22 protein-coding genes and 1 pseudogene are annotated in these 23,563 nt (G+C 70.2%); 15 read left to right on the plus strand and 8 right to left on the minus strand.

Annotation, left to right across the window (positions count from 1 at the left end):
• Positions 1-33 precede the first annotated feature (33 nt).
• Both IEZ11_RS02690 and IEZ11_RS02695 read right to left on the minus strand, forming a co-directional pair.
• Positions 34-981 (minus strand): HAD family hydrolase, encoded by a 948-nt coding sequence (locus IEZ11_RS02690; RefSeq protein ID WP_189260878.1) that lies wholly within the window; start codon positions 979-981, stop codon positions 34-36.
• 10 nt (positions 982-991) lie between these two features.
• Positions 992-1,741: a class I SAM-dependent methyltransferase gene (locus IEZ11_RS02695; RefSeq protein WP_229712778.1), complete on the minus strand. Its 750-nt coding sequence runs from the start codon at positions 1,739-1,741 to the stop codon at positions 992-994.
• 330 nt (positions 1,742-2,071) lie between these two features.
• Here IEZ11_RS02695 and IEZ11_RS02700 point away from each other — a divergent pair, with 330 nt between their 5' ends.
• The 13 genes from IEZ11_RS02700 to IEZ11_RS02760 all read left to right on the plus strand — a co-directional run bounded on the left by IEZ11_RS02700 (position 2,072) and on the right by IEZ11_RS02760 (position 13,966).
• On the plus strand, positions 2,072-2,851 hold the full coding sequence (locus tag IEZ11_RS02700; RefSeq protein ID WP_189260879.1) for an SDR family NAD(P)-dependent oxidoreductase: 780 nt from the start codon (positions 2,072-2,074) through the stop codon (positions 2,849-2,851).
• A 10-nt stretch (positions 2,852-2,861) separates the two neighbouring features.
• Positions 2,862-3,668 carry a histidinol-phosphatase gene (locus tag IEZ11_RS02705; protein ID WP_189260880.1) on the plus strand — a complete coding sequence of 269 codons (807 nt, stop codon included), beginning with the start codon at positions 2,862-2,864 and terminating at the stop codon, positions 3,666-3,668.
• 104 nt (positions 3,669-3,772) lie between these two features.
• Positions 3,773-4,927, plus strand: a complete 1,155-nt coding sequence (locus IEZ11_RS02710) for an inositol-3-phosphate synthase (RefSeq protein ID WP_189260881.1) — start codon at positions 3,773-3,775, stop codon at positions 4,925-4,927.
• A 1-nt stretch (position 4,928) separates the two neighbouring features.
• Positions 4,929-5,174 carry a phosphopantetheine-binding protein gene (locus tag IEZ11_RS02715; protein WP_189260882.1) on the plus strand — a complete coding sequence of 82 codons (246 nt, stop codon included), beginning with the start codon at positions 4,929-4,931 and terminating at the stop codon, positions 5,172-5,174.
• On the plus strand, positions 5,171-6,268 hold the full coding sequence (locus tag IEZ11_RS02720) for a phosphotransferase (protein ID WP_189260883.1): 1,098 nt from the start codon (positions 5,171-5,173) through the stop codon (positions 6,266-6,268). The genes IEZ11_RS02715 and IEZ11_RS02720 overlap by 4 nt, the downstream gene beginning before the upstream one ends.
• A 227-nt stretch (positions 6,269-6,495) precedes the next feature.
• Positions 6,496-7,320, plus strand: a complete 825-nt coding sequence (locus tag IEZ11_RS02725; RefSeq protein WP_189260884.1) for a hypothetical protein — start codon at positions 6,496-6,498, stop codon at positions 7,318-7,320.
• 173 nt (positions 7,321-7,493) lie between these two features.
• Complete coding sequence (locus tag IEZ11_RS02730) at positions 7,494-8,726, plus strand: methionine adenosyltransferase (RefSeq protein ID WP_189260885.1); 1,233 nt, start codon at positions 7,494-7,496, stop codon at positions 8,724-8,726.
• Entirely contained in the window at positions 8,723-9,817 is a 1,095-nt protein-coding gene (locus IEZ11_RS02735) for a nucleoside-diphosphate kinase (RefSeq protein ID WP_189260886.1), read from the plus strand. Before IEZ11_RS02730 ends, IEZ11_RS02735 begins: the two co-directional genes overlap by 4 nt.
• Positions 9,814-10,482, plus strand: a complete 669-nt coding sequence (locus IEZ11_RS02740; RefSeq protein ID WP_189260887.1) for a P-loop NTPase family protein — start codon at positions 9,814-9,816, stop codon at positions 10,480-10,482. Before IEZ11_RS02735 ends, IEZ11_RS02740 begins: the two co-directional genes overlap by 4 nt.
• The gene (locus tag IEZ11_RS02745; RefSeq protein WP_189260888.1) at positions 10,482-11,774 is read left to right on the plus strand and encodes a DegT/DnrJ/EryC1/StrS family aminotransferase; all 1,293 of its coding nucleotides are present in this window, start codon (positions 10,482-10,484) and stop codon (positions 11,772-11,774) included. The genes IEZ11_RS02740 and IEZ11_RS02745 overlap by 1 nt, the downstream gene beginning before the upstream one ends.
• 240 nt (positions 11,775-12,014) lie before the next feature.
• On the plus strand, positions 12,015-12,167 hold the full coding sequence (locus tag IEZ11_RS02750) for a hypothetical protein (protein WP_189260889.1): 153 nt from the start codon (positions 12,015-12,017) through the stop codon (positions 12,165-12,167).
• 589 nt (positions 12,168-12,756) lie between these two features.
• A complete protein-coding gene (locus IEZ11_RS02755; protein WP_189260890.1) occupies positions 12,757-12,990 on the plus strand; it encodes a response regulator transcription factor in 234 nt (77 codons plus the stop codon).
• A 61-nt stretch (positions 12,991-13,051) separates the two neighbouring features.
• Positions 13,052-13,966, plus strand: coding sequence for a JmjC domain-containing protein (locus IEZ11_RS02760; protein ID WP_189260891.1), 915 nt, complete (start codon positions 13,052-13,054; stop codon positions 13,964-13,966).
• Positions 13,967-14,191: 225 nt separating this feature from the next.
• On the opposite strand, the pseudogene IEZ11_RS02765 reads toward IEZ11_RS02760, so the two are convergent.
• The 3 genes and pseudogenes from IEZ11_RS02765 to IEZ11_RS02775 form a co-directional block, all read right to left on the minus strand.
• Positions 14,192-14,518 (minus strand): annotated as a pseudogene (locus tag IEZ11_RS02765) (transposase); the annotation flags it as partial.
• 265 nt (positions 14,519-14,783) lie between these two features.
• The gene (locus IEZ11_RS02770; protein WP_189260892.1) at positions 14,784-15,434 is read right to left on the minus strand and encodes an MBL fold metallo-hydrolase; all 651 of its coding nucleotides are present in this window, start codon (positions 15,432-15,434) and stop codon (positions 14,784-14,786) included.
• A gap of 44 nt (positions 15,435-15,478) precedes the next feature.
• Positions 15,479-16,168: a maleylpyruvate isomerase family mycothiol-dependent enzyme gene (locus IEZ11_RS02775; RefSeq protein WP_189260893.1), complete on the minus strand. Its 690-nt coding sequence runs from the start codon at positions 16,166-16,168 to the stop codon at positions 15,479-15,481.
• A gap of 225 nt (positions 16,169-16,393) precedes the next feature.
• On the opposite strand from IEZ11_RS02775, the gene uvrA reads away from it, so the two are divergent.
• Positions 16,394-19,450 (plus strand): excinuclease ABC subunit UvrA, encoded by a 3,057-nt coding sequence (gene uvrA / locus IEZ11_RS02780; protein WP_189260894.1) that lies wholly within the window; start codon positions 16,394-16,396, stop codon positions 19,448-19,450.
• A 209-nt stretch (positions 19,451-19,659) separates the two neighbouring features.
• Here the strand turns inward: uvrA and IEZ11_RS02785 are convergent, their stop codons facing one another.
• On the minus strand, positions 19,660-20,571 hold the full coding sequence (locus tag IEZ11_RS02785; protein ID WP_189260895.1) for a carbohydrate kinase family protein: 912 nt from the start codon (positions 20,569-20,571) through the stop codon (positions 19,660-19,662).
• Positions 20,568-21,725: a LacI family DNA-binding transcriptional regulator gene (locus IEZ11_RS02790; protein WP_189260896.1), complete on the minus strand. Its 1,158-nt coding sequence runs from the start codon at positions 21,723-21,725 to the stop codon at positions 20,568-20,570. The genes IEZ11_RS02785 and IEZ11_RS02790 overlap by 4 nt, the downstream gene beginning before the upstream one ends.
• 323 nt (positions 21,726-22,048) lie before the next feature.
• Between IEZ11_RS02790 and IEZ11_RS02795 the strand changes: the two genes are divergently transcribed.
• On the plus strand, positions 22,049-22,477 hold the full coding sequence (locus IEZ11_RS02795; protein ID WP_189260897.1) for a Rieske (2Fe-2S) protein: 429 nt from the start codon (positions 22,049-22,051) through the stop codon (positions 22,475-22,477).
• Between the two features lie 47 nt (positions 22,478-22,524).
• Here the strand turns inward: IEZ11_RS02795 and IEZ11_RS02800 are convergent, their stop codons facing one another.
• Complete coding sequence (locus tag IEZ11_RS02800) at positions 22,525-23,472, minus strand: hypothetical protein (protein ID WP_189260898.1); 948 nt, start codon at positions 23,470-23,472, stop codon at positions 22,525-22,527.
• Positions 23,473-23,563 lie beyond the last annotated feature (91 nt).

Raw genomic sequence — 23,563 nt, forward strand, 5'->3', positions numbered from 1 at the left:
GTGGGACATGTCCCGGGACGCCGGGCGTCGTCCTCAGGGACGTCCGGGTCGTGGGTCCTGATACGGGGGGTGCGTGCTCTTCGGCGCCGGCCTGCGGTGAGCCCCCGAGCACGGCGTGACATCACGTCGACGGGAGACGCCACGGGAGACGGCGGCCTGCGACAGGCGGGCCGCGCTGTCGGGGCCGAAGCCGGACAGGAAGTCGGCGAGAGGCTGGTCGAGGCAGACATGAGCACAGCGGGCGCAGACCTCGTCCGCCCCCTCCACCGCCACCCCCAACCGGCACGAGGCCAGCAGGCAGGCGTCGTTGAACGCGTCACCGAAGGCGGTCACCGCGTCCAGACCCGGACGCCCCGCCCGGTTTGCGAGATGGGCCGCGAGCCCGGACGCCTTGCACGTCCCACGCGGACGGATCAGCAACGCGGCGAACGGACCGATGCGGTCGGTGTCATGCCGCACCGCGAGCAGCCGGGCGAGGTCCTCAGGCGCGTCGAACACCGTGATCGCCGTCACCTCCCCCAGGGCGTGGGCCGGCTGGGGGTCCACCGTGACGACGGAGCGGCCCAGCGCGTACATGCGCGTGTACAGCAGGGCCGCGCGCCGGGACGAGGCGACGAGTTCACCGCCGGTCTCGGCCACGAGGTCACGCGCGCCGGCGTCGACAAGGGTGCGTACGACGCCCGCCGGCAGCCACCGCAATGCCGTGACCCGGCCGGTCGACCGCCGCAACACCACGGCGCCGTCCCCGAGCAGAACCTCGTCCGCGAGCACGGACGACGGAAGACGGGCCAGCGCGAGCTCGCGGAAGGAACGGACAGCCCGGCCGCTGACCACCAGCGGAGCCAGGCCGCTCGCGGCGAGTTCGGCGAGGCGGTCGGCCAGCTGTGGCCGTAACCGGCCACGCGCGTCGAGCAACGTCCCGTCGAGATCGAACGCCGCGAAACGCACGGCAGGCAAAGACTTGGCTGCGGCGACGACCATGGGGGGCGGCTCAGACGATCTGGTACTGGCGCAGGACGCGCGTTGCACCGTAACTGGCCGGCACCGGCCGGCCCGTCGACGGCGAGATGCTCGTGGTCCGGGCCACTCGCACCGGCTTGCGCCGGTCGGTGAGCAGCCGATGACCGCCGAGCGCCCGGTCCAGCAGGGCGGCGCCGTCCTCCTCGCCGACGAGCAACCGGCCCGGCGGGCGTTCCCCGGTGGAGTACGTGATGTCGCACAGGAGAGTGACCAGCACCGAACCGCCCGCTCGGGTCCGGCTGGCGAGCAGCGCGACCGTCTCCTCGACGCGCTCGGGGTCGGCACTGCTGTGATGGACCGAGTCGAAGCAGACGACGGCGTCGAGTGTCGACGGCGTCAGCTCGCGCAGCCAGGCGAACGCGTCACCCTGGATGACGTCGCAGCAGTCGATCCGCTCCTCGTCGACCGCGCCTTGGAGCGCGGCGACAGCGTGGGCGCTGTGGTCGATCGCGGTCACCCGCAGGCCCTGGCGGGCGGCGTGCAGAGCATGCCGGCCCGCACCGCACCCGAGGTCCGCCAGGTGAGGCCGCGGCCCGTCGGCCGAGGGGGCCAGCGCGTCGATCATCGCGCGCGCCGTGTCGGAGGGCGGACGAATTCCCTCTCGGGCCCAGACGTCCCGGTACACCAGGCGGTCACGGGCCGTCTGGCTCGCCCCGGTCGGCCGGGCACCGGGCTCCGACGCCGCGGCGGACCGGGCGGGAATCAGCCGGGATATTTCCATGGAAGTCCCTCGCATTGTTGGCTGAAAAGGCTTTGATGGTCTGCGCGCCTTCTGCCGAAGGGCCGTGGTCTTCGACCTGGTGTGACGGGATGAGGACATCGCAGCGGACGCTTTGCGTTTGATCTGCGGTGCGGTCGATTGTAGTCGGCGATACGGAGCGGCACACGCCGCAGGGCGTCACGAGATTTCGCTACTTTTGTGTCCTGCACCCCCTGTGACAGGCTGCTCGCCATAAGAAGCGCGGTGTTGTCCGGCAGTCGCCTCGCCGTACATGCCCCGAGACCGGGGCTGTCCATCGCGCCGCTCAGGCACCGTACTTGGGAGTGAAGAATGCGAGGGCTCGCGGGAAAGACTGTTATCGTCACCGGCGGCGCGCAGGGAATCGGGCGCGCGGTGGTCGACAGGGTTGTCCACGAAGGCGGAAACGTGGTGATCGCCGACTGCCATGCGGAATTCGGAAAGTCGGCCGCCCAGGAAGCCGACGAGATCGCGGGCCGACCTGCCGCCCTTTTCGTCCACACCGACGTGTCCGACGAGGAATCGGTCCGAAGCATGACCGAAAAAACGGTCGAGCATTTCGGCGGCCTCGACCAGCTGGTGAACTGCGCCGCAGTGTTCATCATGCGCGGCCTGGAGGCCACCGTCGAGGAATGGCGTCGGATCATGGACGTCAACATCATGGGCCAGGCGCTGTGCGTGAAGCACGCGGCACCGCACATGCGGGCACGCGGCGCGGGGTCCGTCGTCAACATCGCCTCGATATCCGGGCACATCGCGCAACCGGGATACCTGACGTACAACGCGACCAAGGCGGCGGTGGCCAACATGACCCGCTGCATGGCGATGGACCTGGCACCGGACGGCATCCGCGTGAACGCGGTCAACCCCGGCACGGTCTGGAACAAGAACAACGAACGCTTCCACCGCGAGCAACTCGGGATGGACCGCGCCGAGGCGGACGCGGACCCGGAGATCGGCGGCCGGCACATGCTGGGCCGCACCGCGGACCCCGAGGAGATCGCGTCCGCCGTGGCCTTCCTCCTCTCGGACGAGGCCAGTTACATCACCGGCGAGAACCTGATGGTCGACGCCGGCTACACGGCGATGTGAGGCGAGTGCGTTGATCTTCGACCTGCACACCCATCACCGCCGTTGCGGTCACGCCCGCGGAGAACTGCGGGACTACGTCGAGGCGGCGCTCGCCGCCGGCTTGGACACCCTGGGGTTCTCCGACCACTCGCCCTTCTTCGCCCAGGAAGCGGACCACCACAAGCCGTGGGTGGCGATGGCCAGGTCGGAGTTCGGGGCATACCTGGCCGAAGCGGCCCGGCTGCGCGAGGAGTACCGCGGCCGCATCCGGCTGCTCATCGGGGTGGAATCGGACTTCTTCCCGGAACACGCGCGGCTCTATGCGCAGACGTACGCGGGCCTCGACCTCGACTACATCATCGGCTCCGTGCACGTCGTAGGCGACACGGACATCTTCCACCTGGACCGATGGGCCGACGTCACCGAGGAATCTCTGCTCGCGGAGAAGGAGCGGTACTGCGACCTCGTCGCGGCCTCGGCCCGGTCGGGCATGTTCGACATCCTCGGCCACATCGACGCCCTACGGGGCAACTACCCCCGCTTGGACGAGATCGAGACGCCGGCCGAGGAACGCATGATCGAGGCCATTGCCGAATCCGGTGTCGTGGTGGAGGTCAACACTTCCGGAGACACCAAGCGGTGCGGCGGCTGGTATCCGAGCGACCGTTTGCTCCGGCGGTTGCGGGAACACGACATACCGCTGACCTTCGGCTCCGACGCCCACGATCCTGAACGCGTCGGGGACCGGTTCCAGGAAGTCCGCCGGCGCCTGCGGGCACTCGGCTACCGCGAATGGCACGTCTTCGAGCGCCGCCAACCCCGCCCGATCCCCCTGTGACCGCACCCGGCACGACGACCGGCACGACGGGCTGACCGACAACGCCCCGAACACCGGCGGAAATCCCAAAGAACTCTGCTTTCGCACTGATCGTGAGGTGTCTGATGACCAAACGCAACGTCAAGGTCGCGCTCGCCGGCGCCGGCTCGTGCGCGTCGAGCTTCGTCCAGGCGGTGGCCGCCTCCGCCCTCACCTGTGGTGAGGGACAGCCGGGCGTGATGTACGACCGGATCGGGGGTTACCACCTGTCCGACCTGACCTTCGTGGCGGCCTTCGAGGCGGATGCGAACAAGATCGGACGGGACCTCGCCGACGCCCTGCGCCAGCACCCCACCGTGGCCGTCCAGCACGTCCAGGTGCCCGACACCGGCGTGCTGGTCCGTCCCGGACCGGCACTGGACGGCATCGCCGGACGACTGGCTGACGTCGTCGACGTCGCACCGGCCGCGCGGACGACCACGGTTGAGGACGTCACCGCCGAACTGCGCAGGACGGCCGCCGACGTACTGGTGTGCTTCCTGCCCACAGGGGCCACCCACGCCGTGCGGGCCTATGCGCGTGCGTGCGCCGCGGCCGGCACGGCGTTCGTCAACGCGACGCCGGAGGCGGTCGCCAACGACGCCGACCTCGCCGCCCTCTTCGAGGACAGCGGCGTCCCCCTGCTCGGCGACGACCTGCGCAGCCACCTCGGGGCGACCACCCTGCACACCGCGCTGCTCGACCTGCTCATCGGCCGCGGACTCACGGTCAAGGACACCTACCAGCTCAACGTCGGCGGCAACACCGACTTCCTCAACCTCTCGGACCCCGTGCGGTCGGCCAGCAAGCAGGCCTCCAAGCGCCGCGCCCTCACCAACGCGGGGATCGACGCGACCGATGTGGCCGCCGGACCCAACGGCTATGTGAAGCACCTCGGCGACCGCAAGGTGTGCTTCCTGCGTATCGAGGCCGAGAACATCATCGGCGCGCCCGTCGCCATGGAAGTGCGGCTGGAGGTCGAGGACAGCCCGAACGCGGCGGCCGTGATCGCCAACGCCGTGCGGGTGGCGAAGGCCGCGGCCGACCGCGAACTCGCCGGCGTGGTCGACCCGGTCTGCGCCTTCCTCTTCAAGAGCCCCCGCGAGGGCATGTCCGAGCCGCAGGCACTCGCCGGCTTCCGCGCCTTCGTCACCGCCGTGCAGACGGAGCCCGGCGACGTCCACGCACCACTGCTCTTCACCGCTTCGTTGAACAACCACTCTCTCGTGAGGACGGCCTGACATGGACCGGAAGATCGTGCAGGACATCATCCGCACCGAGCTGGAGCGGCTGCTGGGCACCGCTGTGACGTTCGGCGACGACGAACCGCTCGTCGACCACGGGCTCGACTCGCTCCTCAGCGTGGAACTCACCCTCAACCTGGAGGACGCCTTCGCCATCACCTTCGAGGACGACGAGCTGTCGTTCGAGAACTTCGCCTCCGTGGCGGCCGTCACCGACCTCGTCCAGGCGAAGGACTCGGCGTGACCGCCGAGGTCACGGCCGGGCACCCGGCCGCCTCCGGCCCGGTGCCCGCCATGGCCGGGCCTGCGGACAAGACCGGCTGGCAGCCATGCGCCCCCGGCGCCCCCGGCCCGACAGTCCTCCTCACCGGCTGGGGCCTTCACGCCTCCCACGCCGAGCGGCTGTACCGCGAAAGCCTCAACGACCTCTGGCGGCTGCACACCGACCAGGGTGTCTTCATTCTCAAGGCGCTCGGCCAGCCCGCCACCACCGCCTGGCTCGACTTCCAGACGGCGGCCGGCGAACTGGCCGCCGGGGCCGGGCTCCCCGTCCCGCTGCCCGTGCCGACCCCCGACGGCGCCCCGACGGTGCACCGCCACGGCCGGCAGTGGCAGCTCCGCCCCTACCAGCAGGGACGGCCCTTCGCCCCCGACTCACCCGGCCACCTCGCGCAGACCGCACAGGCGCTGAACACACTGCACCGGCTGCCGGTGACGGCATTCGGGCACGCCCCGACGTGCCCCGGCGACGAGACCGCGTTCTGGCGCGCCGCTGGCGAGGAACCCTGGAACCACCTCGACCGTGCGCTCGCGCACGTGCTCACGGCGCCGGAGCGGGCGAACGCCCTGTCCACCTGGCGCACTGTCCACCAGCGGGCCCTCGCCGAGCTGGACGGCGCCGGATACGACACCCTGCCCGCCGTCCTCACACACGGCGAGATCGCCGGCTCCAACCTGGTCTTCGACCAGGAGGGCACACTGCGCGCGCTCCTGGACTGGGACGCCGTCCAGCTACGACCCCGTGCGTACGACCTGGCGAAGGCGGCGCTGTTCCTCGGCCGTGTGGCCCGCGGCAGCCTGGACATCGATCCGGACCGCGCCGCCACCGTGGTCGCGGACATCGCCGGCGGGCAGCCACTGGAGGACCGTGAGGCCGCGGTCCTCACCCCGCTCCTGGAGCTGTACTTCGTGCCCACACCCGAACGGCTGCACCGCATGGCGTACACCGCCCCCCAGCACCTCGACTGGTACGTCCACTGGACCCTCGACGGGGCCCACCGCGCCCGCCGTCTGCTGGCCCCGGTGATCCGGCGCCTCGTCGGCGCGAGCACGCCATGACAGCCGTGCGCAGTCCGGGCCGGGCCGGCGAGCATACTGCGGTCCACCTGTCCGTCCCCGGCGCACAGGTGCACCTGACGGGACCCGCGCGCCTCGTGAGCGGCGCGGCGACCCGGCTGGCGCCGTTCGTCGTCTCTTCGGACCCGGGCCTGTTGGATCAGCCGGGAGACACCTGGTCGATCCAGCACACGACCGACGCAAGGACGGACACAGGCGGACTCGAACACGTGACGATCACCACCCCCACGGAGCCCACGGCCACGCTCGCAGTGGACCACGAGCGACGCCGCCTGATCCTCGACCCCGCCTGCACCCTCGAGTTCGCCACACACCTCGCCGCCCGGTACGCGAGAATCCTGCTGCGCCTGCAACGGGCCACGCGGGCGCAGGAGCTGTTCCTGCACGCCGGGATGGCGGCGAGCGCGCCGGGCGCCGGCAAAGCCGACCGCGGCATCGCCGTGATCGGGCCCAAGCGCGCGGGGAAGACCTCCACCGTCATGGCGGCCATGCGCGCCGGCGCCGCCTTCGTCGGCAACGACGACCTCAGCGTCACCCGATCCCACGACGGATGGACCGGGCACGGCTGGCCCCGGTCGGTCTCCGTACGATCCGACACCTTCACCGCTCTGGGGATCTTGCCGCCCGAGCGATCCGCCCACCCGGCCCGCAGGAACCGGCCGCAGGAACCGGCCGCAGGAACCGACCCGGTCATGCTGCTGCCCTCGGAACTGGCGAGCCTGCTGGGCACACCCGCCGTCCGCCTGTCGGCACCGCTCACAGCACTGGTGTTCCCCCGCTTCGCCCCCGACGCCGGAGACACCGCACTACGGGAACTGACCCCTGCTCAGACGGCGCAGCGCCTGCGGAGTGAACTGCCCGTCCAAGTGGTCAAGCAGGCCGACTTCCTGCTGCCCCACTTCCCGCGTCCCTCGCCCGCCGAGACGGAAGAGACATGGCGGGCCCTCGCCACCGACGTACCAGGCTTCGAGCTGGCCCAGTCCTTCACCGGCCTGACCGCCGGAGCCCGGCGCCTGAAAAGCCTCTGGAGCTGAGGACCGCCCGCCTCCCGACACCCGACACGGCCCCGGCCCGGTCCGTGACACGCCCCCCACGCACCGCACGCGGCACCCCACGGTCGAGCAGGTCCATCCGCCGAGCACCCCCGCACCGATCCGTCCCCCGACCCTGAACAGGGCCGTTCGGCCCACCCGAATGAGGAGCAGCCATGTCCGCAGCCACTACTCCGCACAGCGTCTCGGTGTATGCCGACCACGCCCAGCAGATCGAGGAGCTGCCCTACGAGCTTGTAGAGCGCAAGGGCATCGGGCACCCCGACACGATGTGTGACGCCATCGCGGAGCGCGCCTCCCAGCTGTACTCCCAGTACTGCCTGGAACACTTCGGCCGGGTGGCACACCACTGGTTCGACAAGGTGATGATCTTCGGCGGAGAGGCCCACCTGGAGTACGGCCGAGGCGAGCTGACCAACCCGTACACCGTGCTCTTCGCCGGCAAGGGCGCCTACCGGTGCGGCGACCAGCCCATCCCCCTGGAACAGATCCTGCGACAGGCCGCCGCCGAGGTCCTCGACGCGGTGAGCACCGGCTTCGACGCCGACCGCCACCTCGTCATCGACTGCCGGATCGTGGACCACCAGGGCGCGGGGCGCCGCAACTCCCGCTACCGCCCGCAGTCCGCGGACGACCTGATCGCCATCGGCGACCCCGGCCTGGTCTCCAACGACACCAACCTCCTGCACGCGTACGCGCCCTTCAGCCGGCTGGAACAGGCGGTGCTGGACGTGGAGCGGTTCATCAACGGGCCCGACTTCAAGGGCCGCAACGCGGACACCGGCTGGGACGTCAAGGTGTTCGGCAGCCGCAGCGGCGAGGCGTTCAACTTCGTGGTGAACATGCCCTTCCTCGCAGGCCACATCACCTCCTTCGCCCACTACCTGGAGCGCAAGAAGGCCTGCCAGGCCGAGATCCTCGCCCTGCTCACCCGGAGCGTGGGCATCGCGCCGACGCTCACGGTCAACCCCACGGACCGCAACGGCCTGCCCTACCTCACCGCACTGGGTTCGGTCGCGGACACCGGCGACGTCGGCGCGGTAGGCCGGGGCAACCGCGTGACGGGGCTGATCACACCGATGCGATCGATGAGCATCGAGGCACCGGCCGGCAAGAACCCGCTCGACCACACGGGCAAGCTGTACGGCGTCCTGGCGAGGCAGCTCGCGGTCCGGCTGCACGACCTGCTCGGCAAGCCGGTCGAGACACACATCTTCACCTCCAAGGAAGCCCCGCTCAACCGGCCCGACGAGGTGGTGGTCCGGGTCCACGGGCTCTCGCAGGACCCGGCCGAGGAAGACCTCGTCCGCAAGACCGTGGACGACGCGCTGGCCGACACCGCCGAACTGACCCGCGAAATCATCGTCACCGGGGTGACGATGTGGTGACAGCACACCATTCGCTCGCCACCGACCTCCTCGCGGCGGTCGCCGCCGTCACCACGGACGGCCCCGCCGCCGCAGGGGCCGGCTGGGTCCGCCACTACACTCCGCCGGGCCCGGACGACGGCAGCCAGTTCCTGCTGATGCTGAAACCGGAACTGCTCGCGGAGGCCTCCACAGACGCCTCGGACGGCGGCGGACTGCTGGGCCGGGTACTGGACCGGCTGGCCGCCGGCGGCCTGCAGCTGGGCGCCGTCCGAGTGGTCGGCGCGGCCGAACTCACTGCGCGGTGCATGGTGGAGCACCACTACGCCGTTCTCAACCGAGTCTCCACCCAAGGCCTCGACGCCCTACCGCCCAACGCCCGGCACCGGCTCGCCCAGCGGTACACCCAGGACACCACCGAGCACTCGGACACCGTACGGACCCGCATCCTCGGCGGCCACCAACTGCTCGCGCAGCGCCCCGACCTGACGGCGACGGCCCTGGACGCGTTCGCCCGCAACCTGCCGGTCGCCAAGGCCGCGGCCGGGGTCTACACGACGGAACTCCTGCTGGACGGCGAGAGGTTCGTGGTACTCAACGCCTTCCACCCCCTGCAGCTGGCCCACTTCCAGCAGCCCGGCGGCGCGGTCGCCGTCCTGACCTGCACGACGCACCGGCCCACCGACCTGGTGCGACGCGAAGTGATCGGCGCGACCGACCCGGCCCAGGCACAGCCCGGCTCGGTCAAGCACATGCTCTACCAGGACCGCGCCACGTTCACCGAATGGAAGGTTTGCACGCGACTCAACGGCGTCCACCTGTCTCCCGGACCGGTCGAAGCGATGTTCACCATCCAGAGGTACTTCACCGACGACTGGACGCCGATGCCCCTCGCCCACACGACGCTGGGCATGAGGCTGCTGGCCACCGGCGCGGACGAGCGCGCACTGTCGGCGCTCGGCGACAACCCGGTGGTCGAGTACGGCGGCGGTGGACACCTCTTCGACGTCACGGAGGACCTGACCACTCAGGAGTGCGAGCACATGCTGCTCCGCCTGCTGGAGCGCCCGCCGGCCGCCCGCCCGTACGCGGACCAGGAGACGACGGCATGACCCGCGACCCCGAGGACACGGACCTGCCCGGATGCGCCTCGGCGCCCCAGCGGATCTGGCTGCTCGGGCCGCCCGGCGCGGGCAAGACCACACTAGGCCGACGGCTCGCCGAGGGACTCGCCTGCCCCCACCACGAACTGGACGCGTACTTCTGGCACCAGGGATGGACCCGCGCCGACAGCGATGGATTCCACGCCGCGGTGACCGAACTGGCGGCAAGGGAGACGTGGATAATCGACGGGCAATACCACGACGCGCACCCGGTGCTGGCCTCGCGAGCCGACACCGTCATCTGGCTGGACGTCCCGCTGGGCGTGGCCCTGTGGCGGGTGACACGCCGCACGTTGCGCCGTCTGCTCACCCGGACGGCGCTGTGGAACGACAACCGGGAGACCCTTGGCAGCGCCCTGGGGCTGCTGGTGTGGACCGCGCGCAGCCACCGCAATGTCGCCGCCGTCAACCGGCCGCTGCTGGCCCGCCTCGCGGCCCGTGACGTGCGCACGGTCCGCACCGCCTCGGCACAGGCCGCACTCACCGAACTGCTCGGCGCGCACCCGGCCGCTCCGGCAGCACGCCGGACCGCCGGAAGGACCCCGGCAGCTCCCTCCTCCGAACCGCCGGCTTCGGACGGAACCGACCCCCTCGCACCCGCCAGGAGACAGTGATGCCGCCCCCGCACACCACCACACTGGCGCTACTCGGCGGCGAACCCACGACAAGCAGGCTGCCGGACCCGCAGCCGAGGCCGCCCACGGAGGAGGACCTGGCCCTCGTCACGGCAATGCTCCGCCGGGGCGAGGGCGCCTACGTCGGCGACGAAGGCCAGGTACGCGAACTGGAAAGCGAGTTCGGCCAGCTGGTCGGAGCACGACACGCACTCGCCGTCAACTCCGGTACGTCCGCGTTGTACTCCGCGTTCTTCGGGATAGGCCTCGAACCCGGCGACGAGGTGCTCGCACCCACCTACACGTTCCTCGCCACCGTGATGCCGTTGTTCGCCGTGAACGCCGTACCCGTCCTCGCCGACGTGGACGAGCGGACCGGGAACCTCGACCCGGCCGACCTGGAAAGGCACCTGACCCCCCGCACCAGGGCCATCGTCGTCACCCACCTCAACGGCGTGCCCGCCGACATGCCCGCGCTGACGGCGTTCGCACGCCGGCACCAACTCGCCCTCGTCGAGGACTGCTCGCAGGCGCATGGCGCGATCTGCGCCGGGAAGCACGTGGGCTCGTTCGGCGACGCGGCCGCATTCAGCCTGCAGGCGAAGAAGACGGTGAGCGCCGGGACGGGTGGCATTCTGCTCACCAACGACCAGCGGGTGTACGAACGCGCCGTGATGCTGGGGCACTTCCTCGACCGCGCCGAACAAGCCGTGACCAGCGACGAGTACGCCCGCTTCGCAAGCACCGGGTTCGGCCACAACCTGCGCATGCACCCGGTCGGCGCCGCCCTGGCCCGAGGCTCGCTGCGAGCACTCCCCGAGACACTGCGCATCCGGAAGGCGAACTACGACCTCCTGGACCAGTTGCTGACCGGCATCCCCGGCCTTTGCCCACCGGTCCGCGAGCCCTACATGGACGAGCTCGGCTACTACAGCTACCAGCCGCTGTACGTCCCCGAGGAACTCGGCGGCCTATCCGCCGAGTTGTTCGTGCGCGCGGCGGTCGCGGAAGGGGTGCCGCTGTCAAAGCCGCGCTCAGCACCACTGCACTGCACGCCCGTCTTCACAGACCCCAGCTGGCACTCCCGGACCTTCACCCCGCACGCCGGCACGGACCGCGGCTACCGGCACTACCGCACAGAGCAGTTCCCCGGCTCGCTGCGCTACCTGGAGCGCGCTCTGCGCCTGCCGGTGTACTCGACCGACATCCGCGACCACGCGGAACGCTGGGCGCAGGCGCTGGCCAAGGTGGCCACACAGGCACACGTGCTCCGGGCCTACGAGTCACGCTGAGCCCGCGCCCCGGCAGCACCTCGCCCACTGGCCTGAGCTGCGCAAGCGCGCGGTAACTGGGCGACCACCCGCACGGCCCCCTGCGCGGGGGCGAGCAGCTCGTCCCAGGGGCCGGAGGTCCCGGGGAGTCCGGACGAGGTACGAACGGCCCTGAACCGGCAAGCGGCGCGGCGCCGCTGCAAGCTGATCATGTGCCAGCCGGGCGGGAGCTCGCGCAAGCCGAAGGCGACGTCCGAGGCGATGCAGCACGACGCCTCCCTCCACGAACTCTTCGGACGGCTCATCGCCTTCGGCCGTGAGGTCGCATTCATCCCCGTACAGGACGAGCCCTGGGGCGCCGTCGTGGTGTGGGGCCGGCATCCGACGACCTGCACGGACGGTCTCTTCTCATAGGCCGGGTGTTCGCCGGTGCGGGGCAGGAGCATCCAGGGCCCGCTTCCCGAGGTCTGGTGGACCAGAACGGCGCAGGGAGCCCGAGCCGCACGCTCAGCTGGGCCTGCTTGCTGAGGACGGTTCGCACGGGCCTGCCCAGCTGAGCGGCGAGCCTCTGAGCCGGCAGCATCCGGTCCGCATATCCCCACCGACTTCTGCGTGGTCGCAGGTGACGCCTCCCGGCGACCTTCCGCGGGCTTTCCGCCGACGACTGGCCAGAGCGCTCCCAGCGTTGCCCCCGCTACTCGCCCTCGTGTTTGCCGCTGGAGGTCCACAGAATTCAGATAAGTCTGGTTCGGCCTGTTCTGCTCGCCATTCCCCATGCTGCCAGGCCACTTGCTGAAGAGGGAGCGTGCTGGAGACCGGCGCCGACGCGATGACATTCTCGTCATGGGTCGCGGGCCGAAGTGGCATGTAATGCCACAAAGAATTGCTTCTCATGACTTTTCTTATAACCCCGTCATAGGCGACAACTCCTGGGGAGGGTGAGCGATCGCGCCCCCATGCTTCAACCGGAAATCGCGCTGTCCCGAAGAATCAGGGAGTCACGGTGAGCTCGACTAACTCGACACAACCCCTAATCACTCCTCGCGAAAAGCAGGTTCTCTCGCTCCTCGCCGAAGGTCTCACATACGGCAGTATCGCCAGAAGGCTCGGGATCAGCCCGCGTACCGTCGACACGCACTTGCGCCGCCTGCGGGCAAAGACAGGGGCGGCCAACCGCATGCAACTCGCCGTCATGAGCCACCTCTGGGGAAACAGCAGCATGCAGAGCGCTGGCTGACGGCACACCTCATGCAGTCGGCACACGCTGGGCGCGCATTTTCTCACGAAATAGGAATCCCATGAATTCGACCGAAATGCATCGTTGGGTGGGCGATGTCGAGGCATTTGGCTCCACGTATTGGCGGCGAGAACCCGCGGTTTTCGACACGGCGCCGCCTCCACCCATGAGCCTTGACGACATTGACGCCGCTCTGGCCGGGGGAACGCTCAGGTCTCCCCACGTCGAGATGGTCCGAGCGGGTAAGGACATGGCGCTCAAGGAATACACGGAAGCAGGTGAAGTGGGTTCGAAACCGGTCGTCGGTTTTGCTGACAGCACAGCGATACTCGCCCTTCTGCAGAAGGGAGCGACACTCCTTCTGCGGAACACCGAGCAGTGGCACCGCCCCACGGCCGAACTGGTAGCTCGGCTCGCAGACGAGGTGGGCCGGCGAGTGGAGGCCTTCTTCTTCGTCACGCCACCGGGAGGGCAAGGGCTTGCCGTGCATCGGGATGACGCGGATGTGCTCCTCCTGCAAGTGGCGGGCAGCAAGCGGTGGACAGTCCGAAGCGGCCCGCCTGATCACCATTGGCAGGCCGGAGAGGTGTCGGGAGACGCTGGCCCCGTTCTACTGAACGCCACAGTGACCAAAGGGCAAGTGCTCTACATCCCGCGCGGATATGCCCATTCCGCTGTGGGCGATCAGGGCTTGTCGGCTCATCTCTCCCTGACCGTCCGGGAGATAGGCGGACTTCACCTCACGCGCGCCATACCGCGACTGCTCTGCGAAGGGGTGCGGCTGCCTGCGCGCCCCCTTGAGGAGTCCGGACTGCTGGAGTCCGCGAGCAGGCTACTCGAGGCCGCACGTGAGCGGCTGGCGACCCTCGAGCCGTGCGACCTGGTGCGGTACGCGCGGGTGATGCAGCGTGACCAGAAGCTCAACAACACAGAACCCGCATCCGTGGCCCGATTCGCTGAACAACTGACCGAATAAAAATGCCTCCTCCGCAACCCAGGGTGGTGTGATGGGGCGGCTGTCGTCGCCCAGTTCTCATGGGTTGTTGCCGTGGCTGTGAGCTGGTGCTTCTCAGTTCTTCTGGGTGATGTTCGTGGTGTTGTATGTGAGCCGCGTCAAGCTCTCCGGTCGTGTCCCTCGCCGTGGTGTGGGGGATCGGCTGACGGGCGTTTTCGGGGTTTTGGGTAGCGCGAGGGCGCTTTCGGGGAGTTCGCGGTAGATCTCGCCCATGCTGCCTTCGGGGAGGTGGCGGCGGGGGAAGGCGATCCAATCGTCGTGCATCTCGAAGCGCACTGCGGTGACCAGTCGGATGAGCGCGTCGTCGTTGGGGAAGATCCGGACGACGTCGATCCTGCGCTTGATCTCCCGGTTCACCCGCTCCAGCGGGTTCGTCGACTGGATCTTCTTCCCGTGCCTGGGCGGGAAGTCCGCGAACGCGGTCAGATCCTCCTTCGCCTCCAGCGGCATCGCTTTGACCTTCGGGAACTGAGTTCCGAGCATGTCGGCAACGGTGTCCAGCTGAGTGCGCACGACGAGACTGACGCTCTTGAGAGCGAAGGAGCCGAGCCGACCCGGGGCCGCAGGATCATGCGTCGAATCGCACGCATCGTCACGCCTGCCCTGCCCTGCCCTGCCCGCAGCTGCGGCGGCGGGTGCCGATGCAGCTGTCCAGGCGGCCGTCGCGGCGGGTACGGAGCTCTTCGGCTGACCGTCCTCGCGCGGTGGCTGGTGGCTCCGACCGACTGCCAGGGACGCGGCTATTCCCCAGGGGCCACCGGGTGGCGATGCCGCCGACCTACCAGCCCCGCTCGTGCCACTCGCCGAGGTGAGGCCGCTCGGCGCCGAGCGTGGTGTCGTTGCCATGGCCCGGGTAGATCCAGGTCTCGTCCGGAAGCACGAAGACCTTCGCTTCCAGGCCCGACATCAACGACTCGAAGTCCTCGGGGCGTGTTGTCCGCCCAGGCCCCCCGGGGAAGAGGCAGTCCCCGGTGAAGACGTGCGGATGGCCGTGCGGGTCGTCGTAGACCAGGGCGATGGAGCCCGGGGTGTGCCCGACCAGATGGCGGGCGGTCAGCTCGACACGGCCGACCCGGATCACGTCGCCGTCGCCGACCAGGACGTCGGTGCTGACCGGAATGCCGGAGGCGTCCTCGCGGCCCGCGTACGTCCGCGCACCGGTCGCGGCGACGACCTCGGCCAGCGCCTGCCAGTGGTCGCCGTGCTGATGGGTGGTGACGACGGACGCGATGCCGTCGTCACCGATCATGCCCAGGAGCGTCTCCGCGTCGTTCGCCGCGTCGATCAGCAGTTGCTCGTCGGTGGCGCGGCAACGCAGCAGATAGGCGTTGTTGTCCATCGGACCGACCGCGATCTTGGTGATCATCAGGTCCTTGAGCTCGTGCACGTCCGCCGGTCCGCCGACCGTCACCGCTCCGCTGTACGTCATGGCGATCAGCCTATAGCGGCGAGCGGGCGCCGATGCGCCGCGCGTCACAGCGGCGGAAGCACGGGCAGGGTGCCGCCCTTCACGACCAGCGCCGAGCCGTCGCGGCGGCCGGCCAGCCACCCCAGCAGGTCGGCGGCGGATCCCTGCACGGCGACCGGCTCACCCGGCGCGCCGCCGCCGGTGGTCCAGACCCGGCCGCTGTCGCTGCGCAGACCGGTCGACGGGACCTCCCGGTGCCCGCCGAAGCGCTCCGCGAGAAAGTCGATCTCCCGCTCGGTGAACTCCGTCGGCAGGTCCTCCAGCTCGTACCCGATCCCGAGGTCGGCATGGTGCAGCTCCACCTCGGCCCAGCGGCGGAACGGCACCCGGGCCGCGCTGTCGGTGACCCCGTTGCGCAGCTCCACCGTGCGCGTCCAGTCCGCGGGCCCGGCCGCACGGGCCCGGAACCCGGCGTGGCTCTCGCGCAGGTCGTCGAGGTGCACGGCGAGCGCGCGCGGCGCGTCACGCTCGATGTCGGCGTCCCGTGCCCCGGCGGAGGCGTACATGGGACGTCCGTCCAGGACGTTGGCGAGCGCGTCCGCGTTGCGGGCGAGGTGGGCCAGGACATGGCCGACCGTCCAGCCGGGCAACCGTGACGGTCGCGCGCCGACCGCGTTGTCCAGCGCGGCGACCGCGGTGAGGAGCCGTTCGGTCGCTTCCTGTAGGGACGCCAGGTCATGAGCGTGATCAATCATGGGGCTGACAGTAGCCCCGCCACACCTTCGGGTGAAGGTTTCACGCGAGCTGCGTAAATCGAATGCGCGTGCTATATCGTCGGTGGCGGCGTCGGGCATGCTGGATGGTCCGGGATTGTTCGCACATCCAGGAATCCGACCGGCGTTGTCAGTGGCTCCCCCTAGTCTGAAGAAGGCACGGGGCCCTGCCCCTGCCACTTCTCTCAAGAAAGGTGCGGACCGGCTGTGGCCGACCGTCTCATCGTCCGTGGCGCGCGCGAGCACAACCTCAAGAATGTCTCGCTCGACCTGCCGCGTGACTCGCTCATCGTCTTCACGGGGCTGTCCGGGTCGGGCAAGTCCTCACTGGCCTTCGACACGATCTTCGCCGAGGGCCAGCGTCGCTACGTGGAATCGCTCTCCTCGTACGCCCGCCAGTTCCTCGGGCAGATGGACAAGCCGGACGTGGACTTCATCGAGGGCCTGTCCCCGGCGGTGTCCATCGACCAGAAGTCCACCTCGCGCAACCCACGCTCGACGGTCGGCACCATCACCGAGGTCTACGACTACCTGCGGCTGCTCTTCGCGCGCATCGGCAAGCCGCACTGCCCCGAGTGCCGGCGCCCGATCTCCCGCCAGTCGCCGCAGGCCATCGTCGACAAGGTCCTGGAGCTGCCGGAGGGGAGCCGCTTCCAGGTGCTCTCGCCGCTGGTGCGCGAGCGCAAGGGCGAGTTCGTCGACCTCTTCGCCGACCTCCAGACCAAGGGCTACAGCCGTGCACGGGTGGACGGCGAGACCATCCAGCTCTCCGAACCGCCGACCCTGAAGAAGCAGGAGAAGCACACCATCGAGGTGGTCATCGACCGCCTCACGGTGAAGGACACCGCCAAGCGCCGCCTCACCGACTCCGTCGAGACCGCGCTCGGCCTCTCCGGCGGCATGGTCGTGCTCGACTTCGTCGACCTCCCCGAGGACGACCCGGAGCGCGAGCGCATGTACTCGGAGCACCTGTACTGCCCTTACGACGACCTGTCCTTCGAGGAGCTGGAGCCCCGCTCCTTCTCCTTCAACTCGCCCTTCGGCGCCTGCCCCGAGTGCACCGGTATCGGCACCCGCATGGAGGTCGACCCGGAGCTGATCGTCCCGGACGAGGACAAGTCGCTCGACGAGGGTGCCATCCACCCCTGGTCGCACGGCCACACCAAGGACTACTTCGGCCGCCTGATCGGTGCCCTCGCGGACGCGCTGGGCTTCCGCACCGACATCCCCTTCGCCGGGCTGCCGCAGCGCGCCAGGAAGGCCCTGCTCTACGGCCACAAGACCCAGATCGAGGTCCGCTACCGCAACCGGTACGGCCGTGAGCGCGTGTACACCACGCCCTTCGAGGGCGCCGTGCCGTTCGTCAAGCGCCGGCACAGCGAGGCCGAGAGTGACGCCAGCCGCGAGCGCTTCGAGGGCTACATGCGCGAGGTGCCCTGCCCGACCTGCCAGGGCACGCGCCTGAAGCCGCTCGTCCTCGCGGTCACGATCATGGACAAGTCGATCGCCGAGGTCTCGGGCATGTCCATCAGCGACTGCGCGGACTTCCTCGGCGAGCTCAAGCTCAACGCCCGCGACAAGAAGATCGCCGAGCGGGTGCTGAAGGAGGTCAACGAGCGGCTGCGGTTCCTGGTCGACGTCGGCCTGGACTACCTGTCGCTGAACCGCGCGGCCGGCACCCTCTCCGGTGGCGAGGCCCAGCGCATCCGCCTGGCCACCCAGATCGGCTCCGGTCTCGTCGGCGTCCTGTACGTCCTCGACGAGCCGTCGATCGGCCTGCACCAGCGCGACAACCACCGGCTGATCGAGACCCTCGTCCGGCTGCGCGACATGGGCAACACGCTCATCGTCGTCGAGCACGACGAGGACACCATCAAGGTCGCCGACTGGGTCGTCGACATCGGCCCCGGCGCCGGCGAGCACGGCGGCAAGGTCGTGCACAGCGGCTCCCTCAAGGAACTGCTGGCCAACGACGAGTCGCAGACCGGCCAGTACCTGTCCGGCCGGAAGTCGATCCCGCTGCCCGACATCCGCCGCCCGCAGGACCCGTCCCGCCGGCTCACCGTGCACGGCGCCCGGGAGAACAACCTCCAGGACATCGACGTGTCCTTCCCCCTGGGTGTGTTCACGGCCGTCACGGGTGTCTCCGGCTCCGGCAAGTCGACGCTGGTCAACGACATCCTGTACACGCACCTGGCCCGCGAGCTGAACGGCGCGCGGAACGTCCCCGGCCGGCACACGCGCGTGGACGGCGACGACCTCGTCGACAAGGTCGTGCACGTCGACCAGTCGCCCATCGGCCGCACCCCGCGCTCGAACCCGGCGACGTACACCGGCGTCTTCGACCACATCCGCAAGCTGTTCGCCGAGACCACCGAGGCGAAGGTCCGCGGCTACCTGCCCGGCCGCTTCTCCTTCAACGTCAAGGGCGGCCGCTGCGAGAACTGCGCGGGCGACGGCACCATCAAGATCGAGATGAACTTCCTCCCGGACGTCTACGTCCCGTGCGAGGTCTGCCACGGCGCCCGGTACAACCGGGAGACCCTGGAGGTCCACTACAAGGGCAAGTCCATCTCCGAGGTGCTGAACATGCCGATCGAGGAGGCCACCGAGTTCTTCGAGGCCGTCCCGTCGATCGCCCGTCACCTCAACACGCTGAAGGACGTCGGCCTCGGCTATGTCCGCCTCGGCCAGTCCGCGACCACCCTGTCCGGCGGTGAGGCGCAGCGTGTGAAGCTCGCCAGCGAGTTGCAGAAGCGCTCCACCGGGCGCACCGTCTACGTCCTCGACGAGCCGACCACCGGCCTGCACTTCGAGGACATCAGCAAGCTGCTGAAGGTCCTCGGGGGCCTCGTCGACAAGGGCAACACGGTCATCGTCATCGAGCACAACCTCGATGTGATCAAGACCGCCGACTGGGTGGTCGACATGGGTCCGGAAGGCGGTGCCGGCGGCGGACTCGTCGTCGCGGAGGGCACACCCGAGGAGGTGGCCGGCGTCCCGGCCAGCCACACCGGCAAGTTCCTGCGCGAGATCCTCGGCGCCGACCGCGTCAGCGACGCCAGCTCGGTGAAGGCCCCGCGCAGGGCGCCGGCGAAGAAGACGGTCGCGGCGAAGACGACGGCCAGGAAGACGGCGACCGCCACGACCGCCACGACCGCCACGACCGTCACGACCGCCGACAACGCGACGGCGAAGAAGGCGGCCGGAGCCACGAAGAAGGCGACGCCCGCGAAGAGGACGACACGGGCCCGCAAGGCCTGAGGCCGCCGAGGCCGCCGGACGGACGGTTCGGAAAAATCCAGAAAAGTGCGGTGCCCCGCGGGAACTTCCCGCGGGGCACCGCTCGTTCCATCATCAGCCGCCCGATTCCCGCGGCCACGGTGAACCTTGACTCCTCAACAGCGAGATCAGAGCGAGATCAGTGCGATCGGCGGCATCGTGGGAAGCGGCGCGAGCGAGCCGAACACCCCCTACTGGTCCGTGAGTTCGGCGGCATACGGCGGTTCCGCGCCCGCCCGGGAGCAGGTGATCGCGGCTGCCCGCGCCGCGAAACGCAGCAGACTCGTCCAGCCGTCGGAGCCCAGTCCCAGGAGCGCCTCAACCGACAGGGCGTCCTGCGCCGCCAGGCCGTGCAGCAAAGCCGCGTTCACCGTGTCGCCGGCGCCGATCGTGTCCACGACGGCGACCTCCTCACCAGGGACGGCGTACACGGTGCCGTCGCGGGTGAAGGCGCTGAGACCGTCACCGCCGTGGGTGATCACCACGGCCGAGGGGCCCGCCGACAGCCATTCGTGCGGGGTGCCGCCCAGCCACAGAGCGTCCTCCTCCGAGAGCTTGAGGAGGGTCACCGAGGGCAGCCAGCTCTTGAAACGCGCCCGGTAGGCGTCCGGATCCGCGATCAGACTCGCCCGGATGTTCGGGTCGAGCGCGGTGAACAGGCCCTGCCCGGCCGCTTCGCGCATCAGTTCCTCATAGGCGCTCGCCCCCGGTTCCAGGACGAGCGAGAGCGTGCCGAAGGAGACGGCACGGGTCGTGGCGGGAAGACCGGCGGGGGCGGTGAACAGGCGGTCGGCGGTGCCCTCGACATAGAAGGAGTAGGAGGCCGAGCCCTGCGGACCGATCGTGGCGGCCGCGAGGGTGGTCGGTTCCGGACCGCGCTCCACGAGGGAGACGTCCACACCCGCCTGCCGCAACCCGTCCAGCAGGGCCGTGCCGAAGGCGTCGGCGGAGGCGCGGGAGCAGAACGCGGTGGGGGAGCCGAGGCGGCCGAGGGCCACGGCCGTGTTGTACGGGCCGCCGCCGAGCGCCGGTTGCAGGGCCGCGAGGGCGCCAGTGCCCTGCGGCACCAGGTCGATCAGTGCTTCACCGGCGACGACGATCACGAGAGGGTTCCTTTCTCCGGGTGTTCGGGGTGTTCGGGGTGTTCGGGGCGTTCGGGGTTCTCGGGCTGCCCGGGGTGCCGGGGGCGCGCGGACCGTGGGGCCCGTGGTCCCCGCGCGGCTGCCGGCCCCGCGCAGCCCTCCTCCGGGCACCCGCACGACGTCCGGTGCGCGAAGGTGCACGGCAGCCGTACGGTCCGGGCCGGCCGGTCGGGTGAGGCCAGCCGTTCGAGGAGCACCCGGACCGCCTCGGCGCCGAGCTCCCTGCTGGGCTGGGCGATGGCGGTGAGCCGGGGGGAGAAGAGGTCGGCCCAGGCGAAGTCGTCGAAGCAGCACAGGGCGATGTCGTCCGGTACGGAGAGGCCCCGCGCGCGCAATGTGCGCAGAGCGCCGATGGTCATCGCGTTGTTGGCGGTGACGAGCGCCGTGGGCGGGGCGGCGAGCGACAGCAGCGCGGCGGTGGCCTGCTCGGCGCCCGAGGATGCGGAGTCGCCGGGGGCGATCAGGGTGTCGTCGAGGGGCAGTCCGGCCGTGGCCAGCCCCTGCCGGTAGCCGGAGATCCGCTCGCCGGTGGTGCTCAGTCCGGGCAGCCCCGCGACCAGCCCGATCCGGCGGTGCCCGAGACCGGCGAGGTGGGTGACGAGCCGGGCCATCGGCCCGGTGTTCTCGGCGCAGACCTGGTCGAAGGGCGGGGCGCTGTCCGCACGGTCGTCGATGACCCGGTCCAGGAGGACGGTCGGCACGGCATGGCGGCCGAGGTAGTCGAGGAGTGCCCGAGGGGCGGCGGAGGGGGCGACGATCAGGCCGTCGACGCGGCGCTCGTGGAGGAGCTGGACGACCTTGCGTTCATGCTCGGGGTCGTCGTGCGGGTCGGCGATGAGCAGGCTGTAGCCGTGCTCCAGGACGGCGGCCTCGACGCCCTGGAGGATCTCCGTGAAGTAGGGGTTGCTGATCGCCGACACCGCGAGCCCGATGGACCGGGTGCGGGAGGTCACCAGCGAGCGGGCGAGGGTGTTGGGCGTGTAGCCCAGCTCGTCGATGGCGTCGAGGACTGCCTGACGGGTGTGGGGCAGCACCGGCCGGGTGTCGTTCAGCACGTGGGAGACGGTCGCCACGGAGACACCGGCGCTCCGCGCGACGTCGGCCATGGTGGGCATGAGGCTCCCCTCGTCGCTTCCCGTCGCCTCCGGACCTGGGCAGGAACTCCTCGGTTCCGGCTCGGGCCACCGGGATCCGCTCAGCCTTCCGTGGGCCCTGGGCCGGGAAGCTACCTCATGCGACGCGTCCGCGTAAACGCTTGCGCAAGCGTTTACGTCCTGCCGGGTCAGCCCCAGGCCCAGCCCCGTCCCCTTCACGCTCCAGTGCCGCACCCCACCCCGAAGCGGGACGATCCACCCAGGTAGGGTCGTCCCGCACCGCACCGCACCGCACCGCACCGCCCTGCACCGCTCTCACCGCACCGATCCGCCAGGAGCCTTTTGTGACCGCGTGTCCCTCTGCGAGTCGCCGTACCGTCCTGCGTGGAGCGGCCGTCACCTCGGTCGCCGGGCTGGGGGCGGCTGCCTGCAAGGCACCCGGCGGGGCGGCCACGGCGCAGGCCACGCCGACCGCGCCGGTCGACCTCGGAGCCGAGAGCGAGGTCGCGAGGGGCGGCGCCCAGCTCTACCGGGATCACAACGTGGTCGTCAGCCGGTCCGCCGGCGGCGTCCTGAAGGCGTTCAGCACGATCTGCACGCACGCGGGGTGCCCGATCAACAGACTCCAGGACACGACATTGGTCTGCCCCTGTCACGGCAGCGAGTTCGACGCCCTGACCGGGAAGGTGGTGCGGTCGCCGGCCACCGAGCCGTTGGACGAACTGCCGGTGAAGACGGCGAACGGCCGGATCGTGGCGGGACCCGGCGCCTGATCCCGGGGAACCGGGGGCGGGGCGAGGGGCGGGGTCTCAGCGTCGGCTCACTCCCAGTCCCAGCCGATCCCCAGCAGGCCCGGCCGTACCCGGGGCTCGACCAGGTGGACGGAGCGGTGCAGCCCGCTCAGCGGCAGGGTCTGCCGGCCGCTGCGCGGGGCCGCCGCCGAGTGCTGGGCGAACCGGTGGCAGCGGGTCGGCAGCGCGTCGGCGGCGAAACGCACCTGAAGGGTGTACTGGCCGCCGGGAAAGCCGAAACCGCGGACGTACTCGCGTGAGACACCGGCCGTGCCGTCCTCGACGGCGTAGCGGAACAGGAAGGTGTCGCCGGAGCGCAGCCGGGTGCCGAAGAGGAGTTCGGCGACGAGGAGCCCGGTCTCCTGGTCCGAACGGACGCGTCCCGCGCGGCAGTTCTCCAGTGCGTGCACGGTCATGTGCTGCGGGGCGCAACCGGGGTCGCCGTGGTGGACGGCGACGAAGCGGTCGACGCCGTCCCGGTGGGCGCGGACGATGTGCTGGGACTCGCGGGCGGCCAGTTCACGGTGGCCGCCGATCCGTATCCGCTCGTGGTGTCCCAGGGTGTGCAGGCCGCCGTCGAGGGACCAGTCGAGCTCGTCCTGCAACCGGTCCAGGACGTCACAGGCCTCGATCAGCGAGCGGTACGAGCGGGTGGCGGGGCGGCGCGCGGTCGGGCCCTGGTCGGTCTCGGCGAGCAGCCGGATCAGGGACTCGTCCGGGAGCTGGAGGATCTCCTCCAGTGCGCGGACGGCCCGCAGCGACTCCGGGCGCTGGGGGCGGCGGGCACCCTGCTGCCAGTAGCTCAGACTGGTGACCCCCACTTTGACGCCGTAGCGCGACAGGTGGTGTTGCACGCGCTGGAGCGGCAGCCCCCGGGCGGCGATGGCGGCGCGCAGGGCCACATGGAAGGGGCCGCCGCGCAGGGCCGAGTCCAGTTCCGCGGTGGCGACGTCCGCGTGCTGTGTGCCGTGCCGCATGCAGAGGGCCTTTCTGTCGGGGGGTTCAACGGCTGGTCAGGCCGTTGACGCGGTTCGGGGCCAGCCCGTCGGTGCCGGGGCGGCGGCACCA

The sequence above is a fragment of the Streptomyces fuscichromogenes genome (assembly GCF_014645815.1).
In the GTDB taxonomy this organism is placed as follows: Bacteria; Actinomycetota; Actinomycetes; order Streptomycetales; family Streptomycetaceae; genus Streptomyces; species Streptomyces fuscichromogenes.